The sequence below is a fragment of the Streptomyces malaysiensis subsp. malaysiensis genome (assembly GCF_040653035.1).
In the GTDB taxonomy this organism is placed as follows: Bacteria; Actinomycetota; Actinomycetes; order Streptomycetales; family Streptomycetaceae; genus Streptomyces; species Streptomyces malaysiensis.
The window spans coordinates 355,745-380,128 of the sequence record NZ_JBEZNG010000003.1 but is presented as its reverse complement, the minus strand read 5'-3'; the positions used below and the strand labels follow the sequence as shown (position 1 = coordinate 380,128).

The following is a 24,384-nucleotide window of genomic DNA, read 5'->3' as shown; positions in this document are numbered from 1 at the left end:
CGTCAGGGGAGAGACCCGCGGGTCGTCTGCTTTTCCGGGGGCTCTCACGGCTCTTGAGGCTCTCAGGGCTCTTGAGGCTCTCAGGGCTCTTACGGTCTTCTCTTCAGGGCCTTCTTCTCTTCAGGGCCATACGGGCGCCAGTGTTCCCGGCGCCCGCACGCCCCCGGTGCCGCCCTTACGGGTACAGCCGCTCCACCCGCCAGCCCGCGCCCTCCTGATCGGGCAGCCGGACGTACCGCAGCCGGTCGTGCAGCCGGTTCTCCCGGCCCTGCCAGAACTCCACCGCCTCCGGCACCACCCGGAACCCGCCCCACTCAGGCGGCACCGGCACCTGCTCCCCCGGCGGATAGCGGTCCGCCAGCTCCCCGTACGAGCGGTCCAGCTCCTCCCGCGAGTCCACCACCGAGGACTGCGAGCTCGCCCACGCGCCCAGCTGTGAGCCGTGCGGCCGGGTGCGGAAGTACGCCGCGGTCTCGTCCCGTCCGGTGCGCCGGGCGATGCCCGTCACGATCACCTGCCGGGCGATGGGATGCCAGGGGAAGAGCAGCGCGACATGCGGGTTCTCGCCCAGCTCACGGCCCTTACGGGAGCCGTAGTTGGTGTAGAAGACGAAGCCGCGCTCGTCGAAGCTCTTCATCAGGACGGTGCGGGAGCTGGGGCGGCCCGCCGCGTCGGCGGTCGAGACGACCATGGCGTTCGGTTCGAAGAGACCGCTGCCGACCGCGTCCTCGAACCACCGGGTGAACTGCCGGAACGGATCGTCCGCGAGATCCGCCTCGTCGAAGCCGGCCGCGCGGTAGTGCTCGCGCATGGCGGCCGGGTCGTACGTACGCGCGAAGGAAGCCGAGGGCTCCGAGTCAACGTGAGGCACGGGCATATCTTGCAACATCATCGGTCCGTCGCACGGGCGGCCCCGGAAGAGTGATCTCCATCCCCCGCCCCGGCACCCGGTAACCCTTCCCCGACGTGTGCGGGATGTGCCACTTCTCACGCTTCCCCGTGGGCAGCACACCGACCAGACTGAGGCGGACCACGCGCCGATGGGCGCCTGGCAGGCACCACCCCCCGTGTCCCGGAGGTCACTCCCCGCCGCGGTTGGGTGACCACCACCCGCACGGGGCACATCACGGAGTGACCGGTACGGACCGCGAGCCGTGTCAGGCGGCCGAGGAACCGTTCCGGCACCGTCCGCCGCCGACCGCCGTCCCGCAATGAGGAGCCGCCTGATGTCCGACTTCGTACCCGGACTCGAAGGAGTCGTCGCGTTCGAGACGGAGATCGCCGAACCCGACAAGGAAGGCGGCGCGCTCCGCTACCGAGGTGTGGACATCGAGGACCTGGTGGGCCATGTCTCCTTCGGGAACGTCTGGGGTCTGCTGGTCGACGGCGCCTTCAACCCGGGGCTGCCGGCCGCCGAGCCCTTCCCCATCCCGGTCCACTCCGGGGACGTCCGGGTCGATGTGCAGTCCGCGCTGGCCATGCTCGCGCCCGTCTGGGGTCTCAAACCGCTGCTGGACATCGACGCGGAGCAGGCCCGTGAGGACCTGGCGCGCGCGGCCGTGATGGCCCTGTCCTACGTCGCCCAGTCGGCCCGCGGCCAGGGCAAGCCGATGGTGCCGCAGCGGGAGATCGACAAGGCCGGGACCATCGTGGAGCGCTTCATGCGGCGCTGGCGCGGTGAACCGGACCCCAAGCATGTCGCCGCCGTCGACGCCTACTGGACCTCCGCGGCCGAGCACGGGATGAACGCCTCCACCTTCACCGCCCGCGTCATCGCCTCCACCGGCGCCGATGTCGCCGCCGCGCTCTCCGGCGCGGTGGGCGCCATGTCGGGGCCGCTGCACGGCGGCGCGCCCTCCCGGGTGCTCGGCATGATCGAGGAGATCGAGCGCACCGGGGACGCCACCCGCTACGTCAAGCAGGCGCTCGACCGGGGCGAGCGGCTGATGGGCTTCGGCCACCGCGTCTACCGCGCCGAGGACCCGCGGGCGCGGGTGCTGCGGCGCACCGCCAAGGAGCTGGGCGCACCGCGCTTCGAGGTCGCCGAGGCGCTGGAGCGCGCCGCCCTGGACGAACTGCACAGCCGCAGGCCGGACCGGGTGCTGGCGACGAACGTGGAGTTCTGGGCGGCCATCGTGCTGGACTTCGCCGAGGTCCCGGCGCCCATGTTCACCTCGATGTTCACCTGCGCCCGTACGGCGGGCTGGAGCGCGCACATCCTGGAGCAGAAGCGGACCGGCCGGCTGGTGCGGCCTTCGGCCCGGTACATCGGCCCCGGCACGCGCAGCCCGCACGACATCGACGGCTACGGGAGCACCGCCTCGCGGTAGCTCAGGAGACGGCCCGGGAGGGGTGGCCGGGGTCCTGGGTGAAGTCCTGGGCGGAGTCCAGGGCGGAGTCCTGGGCGGCCAGGATTCCCTCCAGGATCCCCGCCCACTGGGCCACCACCCGCTCCCGGCGATGGCCGTCGTCCGTCAGCAGATTGGCCAGGCCCAGGCCGCGGCCCATGTCGAGCAGGCCCTGGACGGCCTCCCGGACGCCCGGCACCGACTCGTCGGCGCCCAGCAGCTCCACCGCCATCCGGTGCGTCTCCCGGCCGATCTTCGCCTCCAGGGCGGCCACCCGGGCGCCCAGCTGCTCCTCGTACGAGGCCGCCACCCACAGCTGGAGGGCGGCCCGGAAGAGCGGGCCGGTGTAGAGGGCGATCAGCGCCTCGACCACCACGCGGACGCGGCCCTCCCCACGCGGGGCGGAGAGGGCGCGCAGCTCCGCCGAGCGCTCCTCCGCGACGTGCTCGACGGCGGCCGTGAAGAGGTCCTCGCGGGTCGGGAAGTGGTGCTGGGCCGCGCCCCGCGACACCCCGGCCCGCTCGGCGACCACCGCGACCGTGGAACCGCTCCAGCCGCGCTCGGCGAGGCAGGCCACGGCGGCCTCCAGCAGCCGCCTGCGGGTCGCGCGGCTGCGGTCCTGCTTGGGGTCGCGCAGCGCGGTACGGGGGGTCATCGGGACGCCCCCGCGGCGCCCGTGTCCCCGGCGGCCGTGTCCCCGGCGGCCGTCGTCCCCGGTGCCGCCCCCGCGGACGGTCCCGCCCCGGTGTCCGCCGCCTCCCGTATCCACACCGGCTCCCGCCGCTCCAGGAACGCCGTCATGCCCTCGCGGGCCTCCTCGGAGGCGAAGAGGCGGGCCGACAGCGCGGCCAGCGGTTCGCCGTCCCGGTCGAAGGCGCCCAGCACATCGGCGGTCACCAGCCGCTTGGACTCGGCCAGGCCCTGCGGGGAGCCCCGGCGCAGCCCGTCGAGGACGGGCGCCAGCGCCTCGTCCGCGTCGCCCTCCGGGTCCGCGATCGTCACCAGCCCGATCCGGGCCGCCTCGGCTGCGTCGAACCGCTCACCCGTCAGGTAGTAGCGGGCCGCCGCGCGCCGGTCCAGCCGGGGCAGCAGCGGTATCGAGATGACGGCCGGGGCCAGGCCGAGCCGCGCCTCGGTGAAGGCGAAGCTGGCGCCGCGCCCGGCCGCCGAGATGTCACAGGCTCCGAGCAGCCCGAGCCCACCGGCCCGCACATGCCCGGTGACCCGGGCGACCACCGGCTTGGGCAGCTCCACGATCGACCGCAACAGCGCCACCAGGCCGGACGTCCCCGAAGCCGAGGGCGGTTCGCTCAGGTCCGCGCCCGCGCAGAAGGTGGTGCCGGTGTGCGTGAGCAGCACCGCGCGGACGCGGTCGTCCCGCCCGGCCGCCGCCAGCGCCTCGCGCAACTCGGCGACCAGGCGCGCCGAGAGGGCGTTGCGGTTGTGCGGCGAGTCCAGGGTGAGGGTGGCGATACCGCGCGCGAAGGTGGCCCGTACGAGCGGCAGAGGTGCCCGGAACGTGCTGGGCCCCCCGGTCGCGGGTTCTCCGATCGGCAGCCTCCCCGCGGAACCTCCACTCAGCGACCCACCGGTGCTGGACCCCCCGGTCGCGGGTTCTCCGATCGGCGGCCTCCCGGCGGAGCCTCCGCTCAGCGACCCACCGGCGGTGGGCCCCCCAGTCGCGGAATCTCCGGTCGCCGGGACATCGGTCTTACGGCCATCGGCCAGCGGGCGGTCGGTCGTGGAACCGTCTGTCATGGGACCGTCTGTCATGGGGCCGTCTGTCATGGGGCCGTCTGTCATGGGGCCGTCTGTCATGGGGCCGTCGAGCTCCTTTCCCTGGCGCGCAGTTCACGCCTGAGGATCTTGCCGGTGGCCGAGCGCGGCACGGCGTCCGTGAACTCCACACGCCGCACCTTCTTGTACGGGGCCACCTGCCCGGCAACGTACGCGATGAGGTCGTCCGCCGAGACCCGGGTCCCGGGCCTGGGCACCACATACGCCTTGGGGATCTCATTGCCCGCCCCGTCCGTCACCCCGATCACGGCGGCGTCGGCGACGGCCTCATGGGCGAGCAGTACGGCCTCCAGATCGGCCGGGGCGACCTGATAGCCCTTGTACTTGATGAGCTCCTTCACCCGGTCCACCACATACAGCCAGCCGTCCGCGTCCACATGCCCGACATCGCCGGTGTGCAGCCAGCCCTCGGCGTCGATCAGCGCGTCGGTGTCCTCGGGGCGGCCCAGATAGCCCTTCATCACCTGCGGTCCGCGGATGACGATCTCGCCGTCCTCGCCCACGGCCAGGTCCTCGCCGGTCTCCGGGTCCACGATGCGCATCTCGGTGCTCGGGAGGAGCTTTCCGACGGTCCCCGGCGGTGCGTTCTTCGCGTCGCGCGGCACCAGATGGCAGCCCGGCGACAGTTCCGTCATCCCGAACGCCTGGAGCAGCGGCGGCACGCCGAGCCGCCGGGCGCACGCCTCCGCGAGCCGGGCGTCCAGCGGGGCCGCGGCGCTCAGCACGTACCGCACCGACGACAGGTCATGGCCGTCCACCGCCGGGTGCTTGGCCAGCGCGAGCACGATCGGCGGGGCCACATAGAGCGCCTGGGCGCGGTGCTTCTCGATCGCGGCGAGGAAGGTGTCGAGTTCGAAGCGGGGCAGCACGATCACCGTGCCGCCGTTGCGGAGGGGTGCGTTCATGAGCGCCGTAAGGCCGTAGCTGTGGAAGAACGGCAGGACGGCCAGCACCCGCTCCCCCGGCCGGCTGGGCACCAGCGTCTCCACCTGCGCGAGGTTGGTGGCCACGTTGCGGTGGGTGAGCATCACGCCCTTGGGGGTGCCGGTGGTGCCGGAGGAGTACGGCAGCACCGCGATGTCCTCGGCCGGGTCGATCTCCACCACCGGCTCGGGCGCGGTGCTCCCCAGCATGGAGCGCAGCGAGCGATGGCCGCTCGCCTCGTCGCAGACGAAGATCTCCCGTATCCCGCCCGCCCGTTCGGCCGCCTGCCGGGCCACGCCCAGCAGCGCCGAGACGGTGATGACCCACGAGGCGGCCGCGTCCCGCAGCTGCTTGGCGAACTCCTCCGGCGTCGCCAGCGGATGCACCGTGGTGACCGCGGCCCCGGTGCGGGTGGCGCCGTAGAACGCCGGCGGATACATGATCGAGTTGGGGCTGTGCAGGGCCACCACATCGCCCTTGCGCACCCCCGCCTCGGCCAGCGCGGCCCCGATCCGGCGCGAGGCGCGGTCCAACTCGCCATAGCTCAGGGCCGCCCCGGTCACGCCGTCCACCAGCGCGGTCAGATCGCCGAACTCCTCGGCCGCGCGGGCCAGTACGGCGTCGTGGATGGGCAGATCGACAGGCGGGACATCGGGATACTCGCTGCGCAGCACCATGGCCGTTCCCCTCAGCTCGATGGACCTATCTGTCCGTTCTGCCCCCTCCACGAGGTCCGTACGACCGCAGTGGGCCGGGCACCCGCTCAGTACGACTTCGGCAGGCCCAGGGTCTGGTGGGAGACGTAGTTGAGGATCATCTCCCGGCTGACGGGGGCGATCCGGGCCACCCGGGCGGCCGTGATCAGCCGCGCCAGCCCGTACTCGGCGGTCAGGCCGTTGCCGCCGAGGGTGTGCACGGCCTGGTCCACCGCCTTCACCGCGGCCTCACCGGCCGCGTACTTGGCCATGTTGGCGGCCTCGCCCGCGCTCGCGTCATCGCCCGCGTCGTACAGGTACGCCGCCTTCGCCATCATCAGCCGGGCCAGCTCCAGCTCGATATGGGCCTGGGCGAGGGGGTGGGCGACCGCCTGGTGGGCGCCTATGGGCTCCTTCCACACCTGGCGGGTACGGGCGTAGTCCACGGCCTTGTCGAGCGCGTAGCGGCCCATCCCCAGCGCGAACGCCGCCGTCATGATGCGCTCCGGGTTGAGCCCCGCGAACAGCTGGAGCAGCCCGGCGTCCTCGTCGCCCACCAGCGCGTCGGCGGGCAGCCGCACATCGTCGATCACCAACTCGAACTGCTTCTCCGCCGCGGACAGTTCCATGGGGATGTGGTGGTAGGAGAAGCCGTGGGTCTCGCGCGGGACGATGAACAGGCAAGGCTTGAGCTTCCCGGTCCTGGCGTCCTCGGTGCGGCCGACGACCAGGATCGCGTCCGCGGTGTCCACACCGGTGATGAAGACCTTACGGCCGTTGAGTATCCAGCCGCCGTCCTCCTCCCGGCGGGCGGTGGTGGTGATGCGGTGCGAATTGGACCCGGCGTCGGGCTCGGTGATGCCGAAGGCCATGGTGATGCTGCCGTCGGCCAGACCGGGCAGCCAGCGCTCCTTCTGCCCGGCGGTGCCGAACCGGGCGATGACAGTGCCGCAGATGGCGGGCGAGACGACCAGCATGAGCAGCGGGCAGCCCGCTGCGCCCAGCTCCTCCAGGACGATGGACAGCTCGGTGATGCCGCCGCCCCCGCCGCCGTACTCCTCGGGGAGGTTGACGCCGAGATAGCCCAGCTTGCCTGCCTCGGCCCACAGTTCGGGGATGCCCTCGCCCTCCTGCGGGCCGCCCGGGGCGTGCCCCTTGGCGAAGGACGACACCGCGGCGCGTAGCGCCACGCGCTCCGGGGTGTCCACCGGCGTGTGCGGGCTGGTCATGGACGGCTCCTCCCACTTGCGATGCGTTGCGCGGGCCGCGCTGTGCCGCGCGGCCCGGACGGTCCGTGCGATGTGCGGGACTTCGTCACTCCTCCGCCGTCACGACGGCGAGCAGGGCTCCGACCTCGACCTGGTGGCCGGGGGTGGCGTGCAGGGCGGTGAGCACCCCGGCGGCGGGCGCCGTGACGCGGTGCTCCATCTTCATGGCCTCCAGCCACAGCAGGGGCTGCCCGGCCTCGACCCGGTCCCCGGCCTTCACCTCGGCGACCCGGACCACGGTGCCCGGCATGGGTGCCAGGAGAGAGCCCGGTTCGGTGCGGGCGGTGGGGTCGGGGAAGCGGGGCAGCGCGGTGAACACATGGCAGCCCCGGGGCGTGTCGACATAGCGGCGGTCCCCATAGGCCGTCACCTCGAACGTCCGCCGGACCCCGGCCACATCGAGGACGACCCGCGCCGGGGCGGCGGCCTGTCCGGGGTCGGCGCCCGGTCCCGGGCCGGTGACCGGCCTCGGCCCGGCACCCGGCTTGGGCTCGGCACCCAGCGTCGGCTCAGTGCCCCGCCACGCCGCAGTACCCCACCCCGCCGCAGTGCCCCGCCGCGCCGCAGTACCCCACCCCGCCGCAGTACCCCACCCCGCCGCAGTGCCCCGCCCCGGCTCGGCGCTCAGCAGCCGGACCTCGGGGAAGTCCTCCGCGAGCAGCCCGTCGCGGGTGAGGCGGTAGCGCACCTCGTGCTCGGTGCCGTCCGGTTCGGCGCGGTAGCTCCTCAGCTGCGGCTGGGAGGGCACATTGCGCCAGCCGCCCAGCCGCCCGGCCACCGTCGTGGTCGCGGGCCGCCGCGCCGCGTCGGCCAGGGCGGCGGCGAGGGCGGCGAGCCGGGCCGCCCCCTCGTCATCGGAGGCGGCGGCGGTGAGTTCGGGCAGATGGCGTTCGAGGAAGCCGGTGTCCATACGGGCGGCCTCGAACTCCGGGTGGCGCAGGGCCCGTACGAGCAGCTCCCGGTTGGTCACCGGGCCGTGGATCCGGGCCCGCTCCAGCCCATGGGCCAGCCGCCGCACGGCCTCGGCCCGGGTGGGGGCGACCGCGACGACCTTGGCCAGCATCGGGTCGTAGTGGACGCCGATCGCGTCCCCGTCGGCCGGCCCCGCGTCGACCCGCAGCCCGGCGACCTCCAGACGGTGCAGGACGTCCGTCTGCGGCCGCCAGTCGCGCGCCGGGTCCTCGGCGTACAGCCGCGCCTCCACGGCGTGCCCACGGGCCGCCGGGGGCTCCGGGTCGAGGGGCTCCCCCTCGGCGATCCGCAGCTGGAGCGCCACCAGGTCCAGGCCGTGGATCTCCTCGGTGACCGGATGCTCGACCTGGAGGCGGGTGTTCATCTCCAGGAAGTACGCCCGCCCCGCGGGCGAGACCAGGAACTCCACCGTGCCCGCACCCTCGTAGCCGATGGCGCGCGCCGCGTTCGCCGCCGACTCGGCCAGGGTGCGCCGCAGTTCCCCGTCCAGCCCGGGGGCCGGGGCCTCCTCGATGACCTTCTGGTGGCGGCGCTGGAGGGAGCAGTCGCGGGTGCCGAGCGTCCATACGGTGCCGTGGGTGTCGGCGAGCACCTGGACCTCGACATGGCGGGCGCCCTCCATATAGGGCTCCACGAAGATCTCACCGTCGCCGAAGGCGGAGGCCGCCTCGGCGCGGGCGGAGTCGAGTTCGGCGGGGAGCGCGTCGAGTTCGCGGACCACCCGCATACCACGGCCGCCGCCGCCCGCCGCCGCCTTGACCAGCACGGGCAGATCACCGGCGGTGACCTCGGCCGGGTCGATCGGATCGAGCAGCGGTACGCCCGCCTTGCGCATGATCTCCTTGGCGCGGGTCTTGGAGGCCATGGCCTCCATCGCCTCGGGCGGCGGCCCCACCCACACCAGCCCCGCGCCCCTTACGGCGCGCGCGAAGTCGGCGTGCTCGGAGAGGAAGCCATAGCCGGGATGGACGGCGTCGGCCCCGGCGGCCAGGGCGGCCTCGACGAGGAGATCGCCGCGCAGATAGGTGTCGGCCGGGGCGTCACCCGGCAGCCTTACGGCGGCGTCGGCCTCGCCCGCGTGGGGCGCACCGGCGTCCGCGTCGGAGTGCACCGCGACGGTGGCGATGCCGAGGTCACGGCAGGTGCGGAAGACACGCCGCGCTATCTCGGCGCGATTGGCGACCAGGAGGGAACGAATCACGGGGTTCCTCACTCACATCCGGAAGACGCCGAAGCCACCGCGCGCGCCCTCGACCGGCGCGGTGTGCAGGGCGGACAGACACAGGCCGAGCACGGTGCGGGTGTCGCGGGGGTCGATGACGCCGTCGTCGTAGAGCCGCCCGGAGAGGAAGAGCGGCAGCGACTCGGACTCGATCTGCTGCTCCACCATGGCGCGCAGCCCGGCATCGGCCTCCTCGTCGTACGGCTGCCCCTTGGCGGCCGCCGACTGCCGGGCGACGATCGACATCACCCCGGCGAGCTGCTGCGGGCCCATCACGGCCGATTTGGCGCTCGGCCAGGCGAAGAGGAAGCGGGGGTCGTACGCCCGGCCGCACATCCCGTAGTGCCCGGCGCCGTACGAGGCGCCGATGAGCACGGACAGATGCGGGACGCGGGAGTTGGAGACGGCGTTGATCATCATGGCGCCGTGCTTGATGATCCCGCCCTGCTCGTAGTCGCGGCCGACCATGTAACCGGTGGTGTTGTGCAGGAAGAGCAGCGGGATGTCGCGCTGGTTGGCCAGCTGGATGAACTGCGCGGCCTTCTGGGACTCCTCGCTGAACAGCACCCCCTGGGCGTTGGCGAGGATGCCGATCGGATAGCCGTGCAGCGCGGCCCAGCCGGTGGCCAGGCTGCGCCCGTACAGCGGCTTGAACTCGTCGAAGTCCGAACCGTCCACGATCCGGGCGATCACCTCGCGTGGATCGAAGGGGATCTTGAGATCGCCGGGGACGATGCCGAGCAGCTCCTCGGCGTCGTACTTCGGCGGCTCGGCGGGCCCCGGATCGGGGTGCGCCTTGCGCCAGTTGAGGCGGGCGACGACCTGGCGGGCCTGGCGCAGCGCGTCGGCCTCGTCGGCGGCGAAGTAGTCGGCGAGGCCGGAGGTGCGGGCGTGCATCTCGGCGCCGCCCAGCGATTCGTCGTCGCTCTCCTCGCCGGTGGCCATCTTCACCAGCGGCGGACCGCCCAGGAAGACCTTGGAGCGCTCCTTGACCATGATCACGTGGTCGGACATCCCGGGGATGTACGCGCCTCCGGCGGTGGAGTTGCCGAAGACCACGGCGATCGTGGGGATTCCGGCGGCGGACAGCCGGGTCAGATCGCGGAACATCGCCCCGCCGGGGATGAAGATCTCCTTCTGGGACGGGAGATCGGCGCCGCCGGACTCGACCAGGCTGACCAGCGGAAGCCGATTGGCGCGGGCGATCTCATGGGCGCGCAGCGACTTCTTGAGCGTCCAGGGGTTGCTGGCCCCGCCGCGTACGGTCGGGTCGTTGGCGCTGATCAGGCACTCCACACCGGAGATCACCCCGATCCCGGTGACGACCGAGGCCCCCACCGGATAGTCGCTGCCCCAGGCGGCCAGCGGCGACAGCTCCAGGAAGGGGGTGTCGGGGTCCAGCAGCATCTCGATCCGCTCGCGGACCAGCAGCTTGCCGCGCTTGCGATGGCGCTGGACGTATTTCTCACCGCCCCCGGCGAGCGCCTTGGCGTGCTCCCCCTCCAACTCGGCGAGCTTGGCGAGCATCGCTTCCCGATGGGCCGTGTGGTCGGCACCGGCGGGGTCGAGCGCGGACGCGAGCACGGTCACCGCGATACCTCCGGTATGTCCAAGCGGCGAGAGGGCGGCCCATCGCCGACGGCTGCGGCGCGGAGGCCGGAACGGGGGGTCAAAGCAGTACCTCCGGTATGTCCAGATGGCGTGAGCGCAGCCATTCGCCGACGGCCTTGGCCTGGGGGTCGAAACGGGCCTGCGCGGCGACGCCCTCGCCGAGCAGGCCGTCCACGACGAAGTTCAGGGCCCGCAGCCGGGGCAGCGGATGGCGGGTGATGTTCAGCGGGGCCGTCTCCGGGAGCAGCTCCCGCAGCCGGTCGACGGTCAGGGTGTGGGCCAGCCAGCGCCAGGCGTCCTCACCGCGCGCCCAGACGCCGATGTTGGCGCTGCCGCCCTTGTCGCCGCTGCGGGCCCCGGCCACCGCGCCGAGCGGGGCGCGGCGGGTCGGCCCCGGCGGAAGCGGCGGCGGCAACGGCGGGGCCAACGACGGCGGGGGCTCTGGCACCGGGCCCCCGGCGGCGGACGAGGCGGGGGCCGGTGGGATGGTCCGCCGGGTGCCGTCGGGCAGTACGGCGGTGTGCGGCACGGTGTCGGCCGGGGTGGCCACGGCCTCGAAGACGCCGTAAGGGGAGCCCTTTCCGGGCGGGGCGGTCACATGGAAGCCGGGGTAGCTGGCGAGGGCCAGTTCGACGGCCGCGCCGCTGATCACCCGCCCCACCGCGGCCGGATCCCGGTCGCGGACCACCAGCCGCAGCAGCGCGCTCGCCTCCTCCTGCACGGCCGCGTCCGGGTGGTCGGTACGGGAGAGGGTCCAGCGGACCTCGGCGGGGCGGCGCTTGTTCATCGCCCCCTCCATCTGCTCCCGTACGAGCGCCGCCTTGGCCTCGATGTCCAGGCCGGTGAGCACGAACACCACCTCGTTGCGGTGGCCCCCAAGGCGCGTCAGTCCGGTCTTGAGGGTGCGGGGCGGCGCCTCGCCCCGTACGCCGTGGACGCGCACCCGGTCCGGGCCGTCCGGTGTGAGCCGCACCGAGTCCAGCCGGGCGGTGACGTCCGGGCCCGGATAGCGGGCACCCGCCGTCTCGTAGAGGAGTTGGGCGGTGACGGTCCCGACCGTGACGGCGCCGCCGGTGTGCGGATGCTTGGTGATCACACTGGAGCCGTCGGCCTGGATCTCGGCGAGGGGGAAGCCGGGGCGGCGGACGTCGTGCTCGGCGAAGAAGGAGTAGTTGCCGCCGGTCGCCTGGGTGCCGCACTCCAGGATGTGCCCGGCGACCACGGCCCCGGCGAGCGCGTCCCAGTCGTCGGCCGCCCATCCGAAGTGCGCCGCGGCCGGGCCCGTCACCAGCGCGGCGTCCGTCACCCGCCCGGTGACCACCACATCCGCGCCGCCGCGCAGACAGGCCGTGATCCCGGCGCCGCCGAGATACGCGTTGGCGGTGACCACGCCCGGCCCCCAGTCGCGGGCACCCAGGAGGTCATCACCCTCGACATGGGCCACCCGGCACTCGATGCCGAGCCGGTCGGCAAGACCGCGGATCGCGTCGGCCAGCCCGGCCGGGTTGAGCCCGCCCGCGTTGGTCACGAGCCGCACACCGCGCTCCATGGCGAGCCCCAGGGTGTCCTCGAGCTGACGCAGAAAGGTCGTCGCATAGCCGCGCCCCGGGTCCTTGGCACGGTCCCGGCCCAGGATGAGCATGGTCAGCTCGGCGAGATAGTCACCGGTCAACACGTCGAGGGGACCACCGGTGAGCATCTCGCGCACCGCGTCGAAGCGATCGCCGTAGAAGCCGGAGGCGTTGCCGATCCGGAGCGGTGAGGACGCCGCCGTCACCGGTCGCCTCCCGCGGAGTCGCCTGCCGGGCGGCCACCGGGCGGACTACCACCGGGCGGACTGCCGCCTGTCGCAGGGTCGCCTGACGGGGAGTCGCCTGTCGCGGGGTCACCTGACGGGCTGCCGCCGGGCACACGGTCGCCTGCCGCAGAGTCGCCTGCCGCGGGATCGGCTGTCGCCGGGTCGCCTGACGGGCTGCCGCCGGGCACACGGCCGCCTCCCGCGGAGTCGCCTGCCGAGCGGTCACCGAGCGGACTACCGCCCGCCGGGTGCTCAGCGCTGCCCGCCACCAAGAGCTCCGTACCGCCATCCGTATGGCCCGTCCGCTGTCCCGGGGCGCGGCCCTTGCCGGGTGGGCCCGCGAACGCCTGGGCGATGTCCAGCCAGCGGTCCGTGTCCGGCCCTTCGGCCCGTAGGGCCAGGTCGTCACGGTGCGCCCGCTGGGTCACCAGCAGGCAGAAGTCCAGCGCGGGCCCGGTCACGCGCTGGGCCGCGTCCTCCGGCCCGTACGTCCACAACTCCCCGTCCGGAGCGGTGAGCTCGACCCGGAACTCGTCGGCGGGCGGCTCCATCCCCCGCGCCGCGTACGCGTAGCCCCGCGCCCGGACCCCGATCCGGGCCACATGGCGCAGCCGGGCGGTGGGGGTCCGGGGCACGCCCAGCGCGTCGGCGACGTCCTGACCGTGCGCCCAGGTCTCCATCAGCCGGGCGGTCGCCATGGACATCACGCTCATCGGCGGCCCGTACCACGGCAGCCGGGCGCGCGACGGCTGTGCGGCCAGCGTCCGGCGCAGCCGTTCCCGCCCCTCGCGCCACCGGCGCAGCAGCACCTCGGGCGGCTCGGCCGCCCCACGCTCCGCGCCCTCGTCCACGAACGCGTCCGGGGCGGCCCACGCCCGGCGCACCTCGTCGGCGAACCCCTGAGGGTCCTCGGCGGCTTGTACGGCCCGCTCGTCGGTCCACGCGAGATGGGCGATCTGGTGGGCGATGGTCCACCCGGGCGCGGGCGTCGCCGTACGCCACGCCGCGCCCCCGAGCCCGGCCACCAGACCGTCCAACTCGTCCCCCTCCGCCCGCAGATCGCCGAGCAGAGCCTCCGTCTCGGACACGCGTCGCTCCCGTCGTCGGGCCAGCCGTGTGTCGGCTTCTCCATGCCTCGTCGACGCCTCTTGTCGACGTCTCGTCGAGCGAGGGTGGCAGCGCGACAAGAAACAATCAAGCACGCTTGCATGATTCAGGCATCACCGATGCACGCTCCCCGCGACAGGCTCGCCCACATGGCTGACGGGTCGGCTGCCGCCGGCAGATCGCGATGGGCACTGGCCGCCGACCGCACATAGGATTCCGCCAGCGGATCCGCGTGGCACGGCGTCACGTCTTTGGGATGAACGGCTTCCCCGCACCGACGGCAGGCCCCCTAGACTGCGCAGTATCCCCACCACAATTGAGAGTTCACTCAAAAATGTGGCGTGAGGATCAAACGTACCCCGCGAATGGATTGACCTCGTATGACTCAGGTCGCTCGCCAAGGCAGCAAGATCGCGCGCATCAAGAATCCCACGGCTCCGAAACTGCCGCCCTCTCTCCGTCCAGCAGAGCAGAGAGACGCACTGGAAGACGATGCAATCATCAAAGGGGTCGGATACGAAAGCACGCATTTCGTAGGCATGGAGGTAGAAGGCGTCGAATTCGAGTCGTGCATGTTCCAGAACTCACGCTTCACTGGAACTGAACTGCACAGAAGCCAGTTCAGCGACTCGGCCTTCAACACCTGCGACTTCTCCCAGGTGACCGCACACGACGTGTCCCTGATTCGCTGCACGATCAACGGCAGCCGCATCACGGGGTCGTCATGGAAGTCGGGAACGTTCCGCGATGTGCACATCGAAGGGTGTATCAGCGCTCCCGCGATGTACCGATACATGAAGCTCTTCAGCGTTGCATTCACCGACTGCAAGATGATCGGGGCCGACTTTCAGTCGACATCAATGAACAATGTGCGTTTCGAAAACTGCGACTTGACCGGAGCGCAATTTTCTAACGGCCAAATGGGAACCGTCCGATTCGAGAACTGTACGCTCATCGATGTTGGCGGAGCAGCGAGCCTCAAGGGAGCGACCGTGCAAGGCCCAGGGTCGATGGAGCTGGCCTTGAGCCTGGCACGAGAGGCGGGAATTCTTTTCGAGGACTACTAAGCCGCGTCAGGTGGCCATGCTCGGCCTGTAGCCCGCGTATTCCATGCCGGAGATCGCACGGGCCACTTGAGCCAAGTCGATCTGCTTGGCGAATTCGCACAGTTCGTCAAGCAGCATCTGACCGTACTGGGTGAAGATCCGGCGCTGCTTCTTCAAATCCTCGCAGGCGTCCCGCAATGACTCGGCGTAGAGGTCCACCAGCGTCGTCACGCCACTGCGATCCTGCATGAACATCAGCGGGACCGTCACGATCGCGGCGTGGAATGCCTTGTCCAGCGGTCGGCGCTGGCCGATCTTGACAGCGGACAGAGCACGGCGTTCCTCGGCTTCCAGTGCGTTGGACGGAAGAGTGAAGGTCCCGTACACCTTGTCCGCCACGAAGAGATTGAGGTGCATGCCTTCGTGGACCAGGCACATCGCGTAGTCGAGGACGTCCCACTCGGCGCCGGGGCTCATCACCACGACGCCGGGGATGTGGGAAGCGGAGCCACCGCCGTCCGCGCCGCTGTTGAGAACCACGAGGTCTGTGACCAATTGGTCGACCATGAGGCGGAGGTCGGGGCTGATCCCCTGGATGAGGTCCAGGGCCTCGGCGACCCTGTTGTCCCACCCCTGCCTGGTCGGCCCGTCCGAGGGCCCGGCGCCTTTGAAGATGTTTGTGAAGATGCCGTTTTCGATACAGTGCTTAAAGGGTGTTGCATAGGGCGTGTTTCGAAAGTGCTGGTCACAGCCATTCGTTGATGGCCGCGACCAGCACGGTCGCCTCATAGCGGACGGCGAGCTTGTCTTACCTCGTCGCCACCGCGTGGTGGCGCTTGAGGCGATTGATTCCGCACTCCACCGCGTGGCGCTCTTTGTAGTCGGCAGCGTCGAACTGCGGTGGTAGGCCACCGCAGGAACCGCGCTTCTTGCGGTTGGCGGTCTGGTCGCGCTTCTCCGGGATCGTGCAGCGGATGCCGCGCTTGCGCAGGTAGGCGCGGTTCGCGCGGGAGCCGTACGCCTTGTCGGCGCGAACCCTGTCCGGCCGGGTACGCGGACGGCCCGGCCCGAGCCGAGGCACCCGGATACGGCCCAGGACCACCTGGAACTGCGGGGAGTCACCGCGCTGTCCGGCCGTGATCACCAGCGACATCGGCTTCTGGGCCTGCTCGACCGCCAGGTGCAACTTGGTGGTCAGCCCACCCCGGGAGCGTCCGAGACCGTGGTCGTCCGGCTCGGTGAACAGACCACCGGGCGGCTCGATCTACAGATCCCCTTTTTGCGGGCACCGGCCGCATGCTGGTGGGCGCGGGCGATGGTGGAGTCCACCGAGACGTCCCAGGTGATCAGTCCCTCGGCATCGGCCCGGGCCTGAAGTTGCTCGAAGATGCGGTGCCAGGTGCCGTCCCGCTGCCAACGGCGGAACAGTCCGTACACCGTTCCCCCATGGGCCGTATCGCTCGGGCACATCCCGCCACGGAGCACCGGCGCGGGTGCGCCAGCGTATGCCGTCTATCAGCTGCCGCTTGGTGTGTACCGGCGGTCGTCCGGACTTCTTCCCAGCAGGGAGCAGGGGCTCCAGCTTCGCCCACTGCGCATTCGTCAGATCGCGCCTCCCCATGAAGTGGATCTTGACACATCAAGATCCACTTCTGAAGAACGCCCTAAGCCGCACAACCAGCCGCGTCCGCGGCTTGACAATCGCATAGGGAGGTTTCTGAAACACGAGATCCACCAGAGCTAAAGGGCTCTATGTCTTCTGAGGAGTCAGTTGTCGCACCTCAGCGATGAGTCAATGACCGTCGCGGTCTCTCCTCTTCCGACGGGCAGATGGATGCCTTCGAAGCTGTACTTGGCCTCACTCAGGGGGTCAGCACCACTACCAAGCGGGGGTTACCCCCATTACCTGCCGTGCCTCCACTGCGTAGCGTGATCGTCGTTCCCAGTTCTGTTCAATTCGATGGAGGAATAGCGACAATGAGGTACAGGCTTCGTCGGCGGGGTGGTCAACAAGGGAAGCGCCTCGTGGCCCTGGCGACGGCCACCGCGGCGATTGTTTCGGGGATGATGGTGTCGGGAAGTGGGCCGGCCGTCGCGCACGCAGTGGTGGAGCCATCCGTTCGCAGTGTCACCGCGTCACTGCGAAGTGACCTCGAGAAATATCTGGACGCTCAGGGTACTAAGGATCATTTCTCAGCGGTCTCCCTTCGGGTGACCTATGCCGATCAGCGACCTGATATCTCGGTCGATGCGGGGACGTCCCGCTACGGCGGTGGTCGACCGGTGAACAGCAAGGCGCTGTGGCAGATAGGCAGCAACACCAAGGCGTTCACGTCCGTGCTGCTGCTTCAACTGGAGGCCGAAGGAAAGCTGTCCATACGGGACAAGCTGGGAAAGTGGCTTCCCCAGTATCCGGCGTGGCGCGATGTAACCATCAAGCAACTGCTGTCGATGACCAGCGGCATCCCCAGCTACACCGAGCAGAATGCGTTCCTGAAGGATTTCGACGCCAATCCCTCCACGCGCTTCACGCTGGAGCGCCTGATGTCCTATGTGGAGGGCCTGCCACTGGGTCCCGCGAAGTACGAGTACTCGAATACGAACTACCTCCTCGCGCAGATGATTGTCGAACGAGCGTCGCACGATACTTACCATGAGCGGCTCGCCGAGCGCATCATCGAACCTCTCGGAATGAACGACACCTGCCTCCCCCCGGACTGCCCTCCGGACACGGCCTCGCGCATGCCGACGCCGTACTCCACCCATTCCGTCCTGCCGAAGCATCTCAACAAGTCACTTCCTCGGCTCCGCCTGTCCTGGGCGCAGGGGGCGGGTGGCCTGATGAGTTCACTGAGAGACATGACGGCTTGGGACAGGGCGCTGTACAGCGGTCGACTGCTGCCCTCAGCGCAGCAGCGCGAGCTGGAATCCCTGGTCTCGGCGAAGACGAGTAAGCCCATCAAGAGCGTCACGGCCGACGATCCCATCGGTTTCGGGCTCGGTGTCGTGAAGTTCATCCATCCTGTGGCCGGGACGGTCTGGGCCTATGAGGGGGCCACTTTTAGAAACCGGGTGCTGCACATGTACTTCCCGAACACTGGCATGATCATCGCCATTGCTGTCAACAGCGCCGTTGGCGATGGGGACACGCTGCCCGACCTCGCCGGTACCGTCTACAAGACTCTTTCGGCGCAGAAGGCACAGGCTCTCCCACGGCACCAGTAGCCCCGGAGCCAGCTGCGTGACTTCCAGGTAGCTGCACTGCGAGGTCTGAGCTCCCTTCTTCCTGAGCTTGGCCTTTAACGTCGCAGGTCACTCGGCCTGCTGAGGCCCCGGGAATCGGCAGGCCGTGATGCGGCCATTCTTCGCGGTGGCGACGAGGTACGACAAACTCGCCGTCCGCTATGAGGCGACCGTGCTGGTCGCGGCCATCAACGAATGGCTGTGACCAGCACTTTCGAAACACGCCCTAGGTCGGCTCACCGACGGTGGCGGCAACGGTCACCACCCTGCCTCCCGCGCTACGGGCACGCCCCGCCAGCAGGGCGATCAACAGGGGCGGTACACGTCGTGAATACGCTTCGCGATTCCAGTACTCCGCCCGCCCGGAGATCCCGCCTCGCGCAGCAGGTCGACCGTACGGCGTCCCAGGGAACGGTCGGCCGGGAACTCGGGCGGCCCGTCGGCGAGCGGTCCGGCAGACCGCCTCGACCTGGTCACGTGTCAGCCCGTACTCGTCCGCGACCGTCTCCAAGGTTTCTCCGACCTCCCACAGGGAGACGATCGCGTCCACTTGGGCCTTGTTCTCCGCGACGGCGGACGCGCCCCAGCCGAACCGCGGATCAATGATCACGGGGGCGACATCCGGGTACTGGCGGAGGCAGAGCCGGTAGGGATACTGGTCTCCGCTCTCCCAACCGATGTACCGCACGTAGTCGGTGATGACTTCCCTGATGGGCCGCTGACCGTCGCGGGCACGGGCCAGGTCGCCGTCCGCGTATGCCACGAAGATGTCGACACCGTCGGTGGCGATCCGCCGGGTGGTCAGCCCGTACTCGTCGCCGAACGCCAAGGGCACCGCTTCGGCCGCTTCGCGGATCTTGGGCATGCTCGGATAACCGCGCAGCGACCGGAGCACATACGCTTCGACGACCGCCACGAACGGGATCGAGGGCCTGCCGCGCTTGACCGGCCGGAGCACGGCGCCTGTTCACCCCACGGTAGGCCGGGCCTCGGACACCAGCGAGAGCGATCTCGGGTGCGGCGCACAGTCGGCCCACGGTTCACCCAGGAGTGTCGGACTGTTCCTCGTCCACGGTTCCGTCCCGGGGGCGGGGCTGCGGGACCCCCGCCAGGAGGTCCCGCCCCGTCTTCAATGGGTCATGCGGCAATGGGTCATGCGGCAATGGGCCATGCGACCGGGCTCAGAAACGTTCCGGGAGCGGGGACCCGGGGAGTACGTCCCGCTTCTGGTTCGTCCGTGCCTCCGCGTTCGAGTCGGCCGTCGCCTCGCACGTCACGTCCTTGGCCGGGAGCTTGCCGGTGAGCAGGTAGTCGGTGACCGTGCCGTCCGTGCACGCGTTGCCGTTCGGGTAGACGCCGTGGCCCTCGCCGCCGAGGACGGTGACCATTTTCGAGCCCTTCAGGTCGGCGTGCAGTGCCTGGCCGCTGGGCAGCGGGGTCTGCGAGTCCCACTCGTTCTGGACGACCAGGGAGCCGACCTTGTTGTTCACCTTGGTCGCCGGTTCCATGGACTTGTCCCAGAACGCACAGGGCTTGATGCTGGAGGCGAAGTCACCGTAGAGCGGGTAACGGCCCTTGTCCTCGATGGCGTCCTGCCGGTAGCTCTCAGGATCGCGGGACCACGCGGCCGAGTTGTCGCCGCACACCACGGCCCAGAAGCTCGCCGTCATGTTGTCGGACGGCACCTCGGCGGCATCGGCGGCGGCGCCCGCGGTCCCGGCCCCCTCGGATCCGGCGAACGCCGCGAGCTTCTTGGCGGAGGCGGGCTTGCCGGCTGCGGCCTTCTTCAGCTCCACGACCCCCTCGGTGGCGTACTTCGGGCTGAAGACCGCCTCTCGCATACCGCTGCGGATGTCATCACCGGTGGTCGGCTGCCCGTCTACCTCGATGGGCTTCTCGTCGGCCTGCGCGACCAGATCCCAGAAGGTCCGGTCGACCTGCTTCGGGGTCTCACCGAGGCCGTACTTCTCCGAATGCTCGGCGGCCCACTCGGTCCACCGGTCGTACGCGGGCTCGGCGCCCTCCGCCCACCACTGGATCATCCCCCGCCAGGCACGCGCCGGATCGACCGCGCTGTCCAGCACGAACCGGTCGGCACGGCCCGGGAAGAGCTGGGTGTAGACGGCGCCCAGGTAGGTGCCGTACGAGTAACCCACGTACGAGATCTTCTTCTCACCGAGGATCGACCGGATCAGATCCATGTCGCGCGCGGTGTTGCGCGTGGTGAAGTACGGGAGCGTATCGCCCGCTTTCTCCTTGCACTTGTTCGCGACCTCGCGCGCCCAGGCGACGTCCTTGTCGAACGTCTCCTCCTTGTACGGCCGAAGCCAGTTCTCCTCCTCCGGCTCCAGATCGCAGGAAACCGGGCTGCTCTGCCCCACACCGCGCGGGTCGAAGCCGATGAGGTCGTACTTCTGCTGTGCCGACTCGGGGAGCTTGTCCTGCATCCCCAGCGGCATGTAGAGCCCCCGTCCTCCCGGGCCACCGGGGTTGGAGAACAGGACACCGTGCCGCTTACCGGGCGCGGTGCTCTTGATCCGGGATATGGCCAAGTCGATCCGCTTGCCCCCGGGAACCCGGTAGTCCAGTGGGACCTTGATCGTGGCGCACTCCAGCTCCGCCGGAGAGTCGCCTTCGCACCGCTTCCACCGCGGCTTCTGCTTCACATACCGGTCCAGCGCGCCCGTGGCGGCGGACGAGGAGGCAGTCGACGGGGTGGCGGCCGGAGCGGCGGTGGCCGTCGAGGTGGCGAGCGCGGGAACCAGCGTTGCCGTGACACTCACGGCCAACAGGGGCGCGAGACGTCGTCTGCGCACAATATCGATCCTTCCGGTCGCATGTTCGGACAGGAAAGATCTTTCAGGAACCGGATACGCGTACGGATCCCCCGCCGGGCTGTACCTCCCCTACCTCCGGGGTATGACGCAACAGCCGTCGGTAGCCCTTGAGTTGCACGAGACGGACCGCTCGCGGTCACCCACGGCCCCGCACCCGGGAAAGGCTGCGGGACCGTGGGCGGCGGGGCTCGTGGGTCAGGGCAGCCGTTCCGCCAGGATCTCTGCCAGGTGGCGTCCCTTCCGGCCCGCCAGTTGGCTCAGCTGGGTGCGGCAGGAGTAGCCGTCCGCCAGGACCTCCGTGCCGGGTTCCGCTGCCCTTACGGATGGCAGCAGTTGCTCCTCGGCGCAGGCCACCGAGACCTCGTAGTGCCCGTCCTCGAAGCCGAAGTTGCCTGCCAGACCGCAGCAGCCGCCGCTCAACGCGCCCGTAAGGCCCGCACGTTCGCGTAGGCGGCGCTCGGCGGCGTCGCCGAGGACGGCGTGCTGGTGGCAGTGGGTCTGGCCGGCCACGGGACGGTCCACCCTCGGCGGCTGCCAATCGGGGGCGTACCGCTCCAGCGCCTGGGCGAACGTCGACACGGACTCGGCCACCCGCGCGGCGCGCGGGTCGCCGCCGAGGAGTTCGGGGAGGTCGGTGCGGAGGGCGGCGGTGCAGCTGGGTTCGAGGCCGACGACGGGCAGCCCGGCGTCCAGGGCCGGGGCCATGACGTCCAGGGTGCGCCGCATGACCGCGCGGGCGCGGTCGAGTTGTCCGGTGGAGACCCAGGTCAGGCCGCAGCAGACCGGTTTGGGCGGGACGACCACCCGTAGCCCCGCCGCCTCCAGTACGGCGACCGCCGACCGGCCGACGGACGGGGAGAGGTGATTGGTGAAGGTGTCCGGCCACAGGACGACGGTCCGCCCGTGCCCGGCTGTCGGGTCCGGGGCCGCGGGTCCTCCTGCCGGTCCCTCCGTAGCACGGCCCGCCCCCTGGTCCGAGGCCGCGGGCCCTACGGGTGCCCCCGTGGCACGGTCCGCCCCCTGGCCCAGGGCCGCCGCCCCCGCTGTCTGGTCCGCGGCCGCCCGTCCCGCCGCGTCCGCCTGTTCCGACGAGCCCGACGTAGTGCCCCCGGCCCCGCCGAGGAGTCCGCCGGGCCGCCGCCGCCCCGGTCCAGCCCCGGACCCAGTCCCGGACCCAGCCCCAGGCCCCGCCGCGGGCTCGGCGCTTCGTGCCGCCGCCGCGCGGGTTCGCTCTCGCCACCACCGGGTGAAGGGCTCGCTGGCCAGTTCCGGGATGTCTCGTTCGGGGGCGATGCCGCCCATGCGCTTGGCCAGGGTGGCGAGCGGGCTCACCCCGGCCAGTGCGTTGAGCACGGGGGCCGACCGCAGGGCTGCGGCGGCGCGCAGCCAGACCGGCAGCCAGCCCATCGAGTAGTGCGCGGCGGGGCGCACCCGGCCCTCGTAGTGGTGGTGCAGGAACTCCGCCTTGTAGGTGGCCATGTCGACCTCCACCGGGCAGTCGCTGCGGCAGCCCTTGCAGGACAGGCACAGGTCGAGCGCGTCCCGTACCTCCTCCGAGCGCCAGCCGTCCTGGACGACCTCGCCCGCGAGCATCTCGTGCAGCAGTCGGGCGCGGCCGCGCGTGGAGTGCTTCTCCTCGCCGGTGGCGCGGTACGACGGGCACATCACGCCGTCGCCGGACACCGACTCGTTACGGCACTTGGCGACGCCCACACAGCGCCGGACGGCCGCCGAGAAGTCGCCCTTGTCGTGCGGATAGCCGAATTCCACGTCGACCGGGCGCCTGGGCAGCGGATCGAAGCGCAGGTTCTGGTCCAGGCGCTGCGGGCGGGCCAGGACGCCGGGGTTGAGGCCGCCTTCCGGGTCCCACAGGTCCTTGAAGCGGGAGAAGAGGCCGACCATCTCCTGCCCGTACATCCGCGGCAGCAGCTCGGCACGGCCCAGCCCGTCACCGTGTTCGCCGGAGAGCGAGCCGCCGTGGGCGACGACGAGGTCGGCGAGGTCGGAGGAGAAGGCGCGGAAGATCCGGATCCCGGGCTCGGTCAGCAGGTCGAAGTCGATGCGGACGTGGATGCAGCCGTCCCCGAAGTGCCCGTACGGCGTGCCGCGCAGCCCGTGCTGGGCCATCAGGGCGCGGAAGTCGCGCAGATACGCGCCGAGCCGGGGCGGCGGCACCGCACAGTCCTCCCAGCCGGGCCATGCCTCGCCGCTGTCCTCCCTGCCCGGAATACGCAGTCGGGTGGCGGTCCCGGAGGCGTCCTCGCGCACCCGCCACAGGGCGCGCTGCCCGGCCGGGTCGGCGACGACGGTGTGGTCCATGGTGGCCTCGGCGGCCGCGCGGGCCACCTCCTGGGCGCGGGAGAGCGCCTCCTCGCGGGTGGCGCCGCCGACCTCCACGAACAGCCAGGCGCCGCCCTTGGGCAGCCCGGTCGTCCCGGCGACCAGATCGGCGGCCATGCCCTCGACGGTCAGCGGACCGTACGGCAGCAGGGTGTGCGCGGCCTCGGCGGCCGCGCTCTCGTCGGGGTAGCCGAGCACGGCGAGGGCGCGGGCGCCGGGCGCCTCCACCAGCCTTACGGTCGCCTCGGTCACCACGCCGAGGGTGCCCTCGCTGCCGGTGAGGGCGCGGGCCAGGTCGGCGTTCTTCTCGGGCAGCAGCTCGTCCAGCGCGTAGCCGGAGATCCGGCGGGGCAGCTCGGGGAAGCCGGTGCGCAGCAGGGCCAGATGCTGGCCGGCCAGGGACCGTATGCCGTCGCGGAGCCGGGCGGGCAGGTCATGAAGGCCCTGGGCGGCGCGCACCCGCTCCCCGCCGTAGGTGAGGACGTCCAGCTCGTGGACGTTGTCGGCGGTGGTGCCCCAGGCCACGGAGTGGGAGCCGCAGGAGTTGTTGCCGATCATGCCGCCGAGGGTGCAGCGGCTGTGGGTGGACGGGTCGGGGCCGAAGGTCAGCCCATGGGCGCCGGCCGCCTTACGGAGGTCATCGAGGATCACGCCCGGCTGGACGACGGCGGTCCGCCCCTCGGGGTCGAGCGAGCGGACGCTCCGCATATGGCGGGTGAAGTCGAGGACGACGCCGAGCCCGGTGGCCTGACCGGCGATGGAGGTCCCGGCGCCGCGGGCGACCACCGGCACCCCGCGCTGCCGGCACACGGCCAGCACCGCCGCCACATCGTCGGCGTCGCGGGGCGCGACCACCCCGGCGGGCACCCGCCGGTAGTTCGACGCGTCCATGGTCATCAGCGCCCGGCTCGCCGTATCGAAGGACACGTCCCCGCCGACGGCCCGTCGCAGCGCCTGCTCCAGCTCGTCTGCCTGGTGATCAGCCATGCCTCCATGGTCCACGGCGAGGGGGCAGTTGAGAATGTCCAATTCCGATTCATGGTCGACTCGGGGCCGCCATGCTCCGCGATCGCCCCCATACCGGCACAAGATCGCGTCCTGATACCGGCACAGCTCGCGCTCCACACCTGCGCAGGCTCGCGCTCCACACCTGCACAGGCTCGCGCTCTATACCGG

General features: G+C 71.0%; 15 protein-coding genes and 2 pseudogenes. 3 read left to right on the top strand and 14 right to left on the bottom strand.

Annotated features, from left to right (window positions below; genetic code table 11):
- Positions 1–175: 175 nt before the first annotated feature.
- Positions 176–877, bottom strand: a complete 702-nt coding sequence (gene pdxH / locus AB0E24_RS08770; RefSeq protein WP_359375614.1) for a pyridoxamine 5'-phosphate oxidase — start codon at positions 875–877, stop codon at positions 176–178.
- 349 nt (positions 878–1,226) lie between these two features.
- On the opposite strand from pdxH, the gene AB0E24_RS08765 reads away from it, so the two are divergent.
- Positions 1,227–2,330 (top strand): citrate synthase 2, encoded by a 1,104-nt coding sequence (locus tag AB0E24_RS08765; protein ID WP_093705484.1) that lies wholly within the window; start codon positions 1,227–1,229, stop codon positions 2,328–2,330.
- A gap of 1 nt (position 2,331) precedes the next feature.
- Here the strand turns inward: AB0E24_RS08765 and AB0E24_RS08760 are convergent, their stop codons facing one another.
- From AB0E24_RS08760 to AB0E24_RS08725, 8 genes and pseudogenes are all read right to left on the bottom strand, one after another.
- Positions 2,332–3,003 (bottom strand): TetR/AcrR family transcriptional regulator, encoded by a 672-nt coding sequence (locus tag AB0E24_RS08760; RefSeq protein ID WP_231981405.1) that lies wholly within the window; start codon positions 3,001–3,003, stop codon positions 2,332–2,334.
- Positions 3,000–3,854, bottom strand: coding sequence for an enoyl-CoA hydratase family protein (locus tag AB0E24_RS08755; protein ID WP_359375802.1), 855 nt, complete (start codon positions 3,852–3,854; stop codon positions 3,000–3,002). Before AB0E24_RS08755 ends, AB0E24_RS08760 begins: the two co-directional genes overlap by 4 nt.
- Positions 3,855–4,162: 308 nt before the next feature.
- Positions 4,163–5,746, bottom strand: a complete 1,584-nt coding sequence (locus AB0E24_RS08750) for a 4-coumarate--CoA ligase family protein (protein ID WP_359375611.1) — start codon at positions 5,744–5,746, stop codon at positions 4,163–4,165.
- A gap of 86 nt (positions 5,747–5,832) precedes the next feature.
- A complete protein-coding gene (locus tag AB0E24_RS08745; RefSeq protein ID WP_079258023.1) occupies positions 5,833–6,993 on the bottom strand; it encodes an acyl-CoA dehydrogenase family protein in 1,161 nt (386 codons plus the stop codon).
- Between the two features lie 85 nt (positions 6,994–7,078).
- Entirely contained in the window at positions 7,079–9,205 is a 2,127-nt protein-coding gene (locus AB0E24_RS08740; RefSeq protein ID WP_359375608.1) for an ATP-binding protein, read from the bottom strand.
- 12 nt (positions 9,206–9,217) lie between these two features.
- Positions 9,218–10,816, bottom strand: coding sequence for an acyl-CoA carboxylase subunit beta (locus tag AB0E24_RS08735; protein WP_069870545.1), 1,599 nt, complete (start codon positions 10,814–10,816; stop codon positions 9,218–9,220).
- 79 nt (positions 10,817–10,895) lie between these two features.
- Entirely contained in the window at positions 10,896–12,536 is a 1,641-nt protein-coding gene (locus tag AB0E24_RS08730) for an acyclic terpene utilization AtuA family protein (RefSeq protein WP_232638681.1), read from the bottom strand.
- A gap of 407 nt (positions 12,537–12,943) precedes the next feature.
- Positions 12,944–13,723 (bottom strand): annotated as a pseudogene (locus tag AB0E24_RS08725) (TIGR03084 family metal-binding protein); the annotation flags it as partial.
- A gap of 399 nt (positions 13,724–14,122) precedes the next feature.
- On the opposite strand from AB0E24_RS08725, the gene AB0E24_RS08720 reads away from it, so the two are divergent.
- On the top strand, positions 14,123–14,809 hold the full coding sequence (locus AB0E24_RS08720) for a pentapeptide repeat-containing protein (protein WP_359375605.1): 687 nt from the start codon (positions 14,123–14,125) through the stop codon (positions 14,807–14,809).
- 6 nt (positions 14,810–14,815) lie between these two features.
- Here AB0E24_RS08720 and AB0E24_RS08715 read toward each other — a convergent pair whose 3' ends face one another.
- Both AB0E24_RS08715 and AB0E24_RS08710 read right to left on the bottom strand, forming a co-directional pair.
- Complete coding sequence (locus AB0E24_RS08715; protein WP_359375603.1) at positions 14,816–15,577, bottom strand: aKG-HExxH-type peptide beta-hydroxylase; 762 nt, start codon at positions 15,575–15,577, stop codon at positions 14,816–14,818.
- Positions 15,534–16,409: pseudogene (locus AB0E24_RS08710) on the bottom strand (IS5 family transposase). Before AB0E24_RS08710 ends, AB0E24_RS08715 begins: the two are co-directional and overlap by 44 nt.
- A 404-nt stretch (positions 16,410–16,813) precedes the next feature.
- On the opposite strand from AB0E24_RS08710, the gene AB0E24_RS08705 reads away from it, so the two are divergent.
- The gene (locus AB0E24_RS08705) at positions 16,814–18,013 is read left to right on the top strand and encodes a serine hydrolase domain-containing protein (protein ID WP_359375601.1); all 1,200 of its coding nucleotides are present in this window, start codon (positions 16,814–16,816) and stop codon (positions 18,011–18,013) included.
- Between the two features lie 244 nt (positions 18,014–18,257).
- Here the strand turns inward: AB0E24_RS08705 and AB0E24_RS08700 are convergent, their stop codons facing one another.
- The 3 genes from AB0E24_RS08700 to AB0E24_RS08690 form a co-directional block, all read right to left on the bottom strand.
- A complete protein-coding gene (locus AB0E24_RS08700; RefSeq protein ID WP_347236267.1) occupies positions 18,258–18,947 on the bottom strand; it encodes a DUF433 domain-containing protein in 690 nt (229 codons plus the stop codon).
- 265 nt (positions 18,948–19,212) lie between these two features.
- On the bottom strand, positions 19,213–20,847 hold the full coding sequence (locus AB0E24_RS08695; protein WP_079258028.1) for an alpha/beta hydrolase: 1,635 nt from the start codon (positions 20,845–20,847) through the stop codon (positions 19,213–19,215).
- A gap of 216 nt (positions 20,848–21,063) precedes the next feature.
- Positions 21,064–24,195 carry an FAD-binding and (Fe-S)-binding domain-containing protein gene (locus tag AB0E24_RS08690; RefSeq protein WP_359375598.1) on the bottom strand — a complete coding sequence of 1,044 codons (3,132 nt, stop codon included), beginning with the start codon at positions 24,193–24,195 and terminating at the stop codon, positions 21,064–21,066.
- Positions 24,196–24,384: the final 189 nt, after the last annotated feature.

Excerpts from the sequence above, each read along its gene's own strand:
- pdxH (WP_359375614.1), bottom strand. The coding sequence starts at position 877 with ATGCCCGTGCCTCACGTTGACTCGGAGCCCTCGGCTTCCTTCGCGCGT.
- AB0E24_RS08765 (WP_093705484.1), top strand. The coding sequence starts at position 1,227 with ATGTCCGACTTCGTACCCGGACTCGAAGGAGTCGTCGCGTTCGAGACG.
- AB0E24_RS08760 (WP_231981405.1), bottom strand. The coding sequence starts at position 3,003 with ATGACCCCCCGTACCGCGCTGCGCGACCCCAAGCAGGACCGCAGCCGC.
- AB0E24_RS08750 (WP_359375611.1), bottom strand. The coding sequence starts at position 5,746 with ATGGTGCTGCGCAGCGAGTATCCCGATGTCCCGCCTGTCGATCTGCCC.
- AB0E24_RS08745 (WP_079258023.1), bottom strand. The coding sequence starts at position 6,993 with ATGACCAGCCCGCACACGCCGGTGGACACCCCGGAGCGCGTGGCGCTA.
- AB0E24_RS08730 (WP_232638681.1), bottom strand. The coding sequence starts at position 12,536 with ATGCTCACCGGTGGTCCCCTCGACGTGTTGACCGGTGACTATCTCGCC.
- AB0E24_RS08720 (WP_359375605.1), top strand. The coding sequence starts at position 14,123 with ATGACTCAGGTCGCTCGCCAAGGCAGCAAGATCGCGCGCATCAAGAAT.
- AB0E24_RS08715 (WP_359375603.1), bottom strand. The coding sequence starts at position 15,577 with ATGAGGCGACCGTGCTGGTCGCGGCCATCAACGAATGGCTGTGACCAG.
- AB0E24_RS08690 (WP_359375598.1), bottom strand. The coding sequence starts at position 24,195 with ATGGCTGATCACCAGGCAGACGAGCTGGAGCAGGCGCTGCGACGGGCC.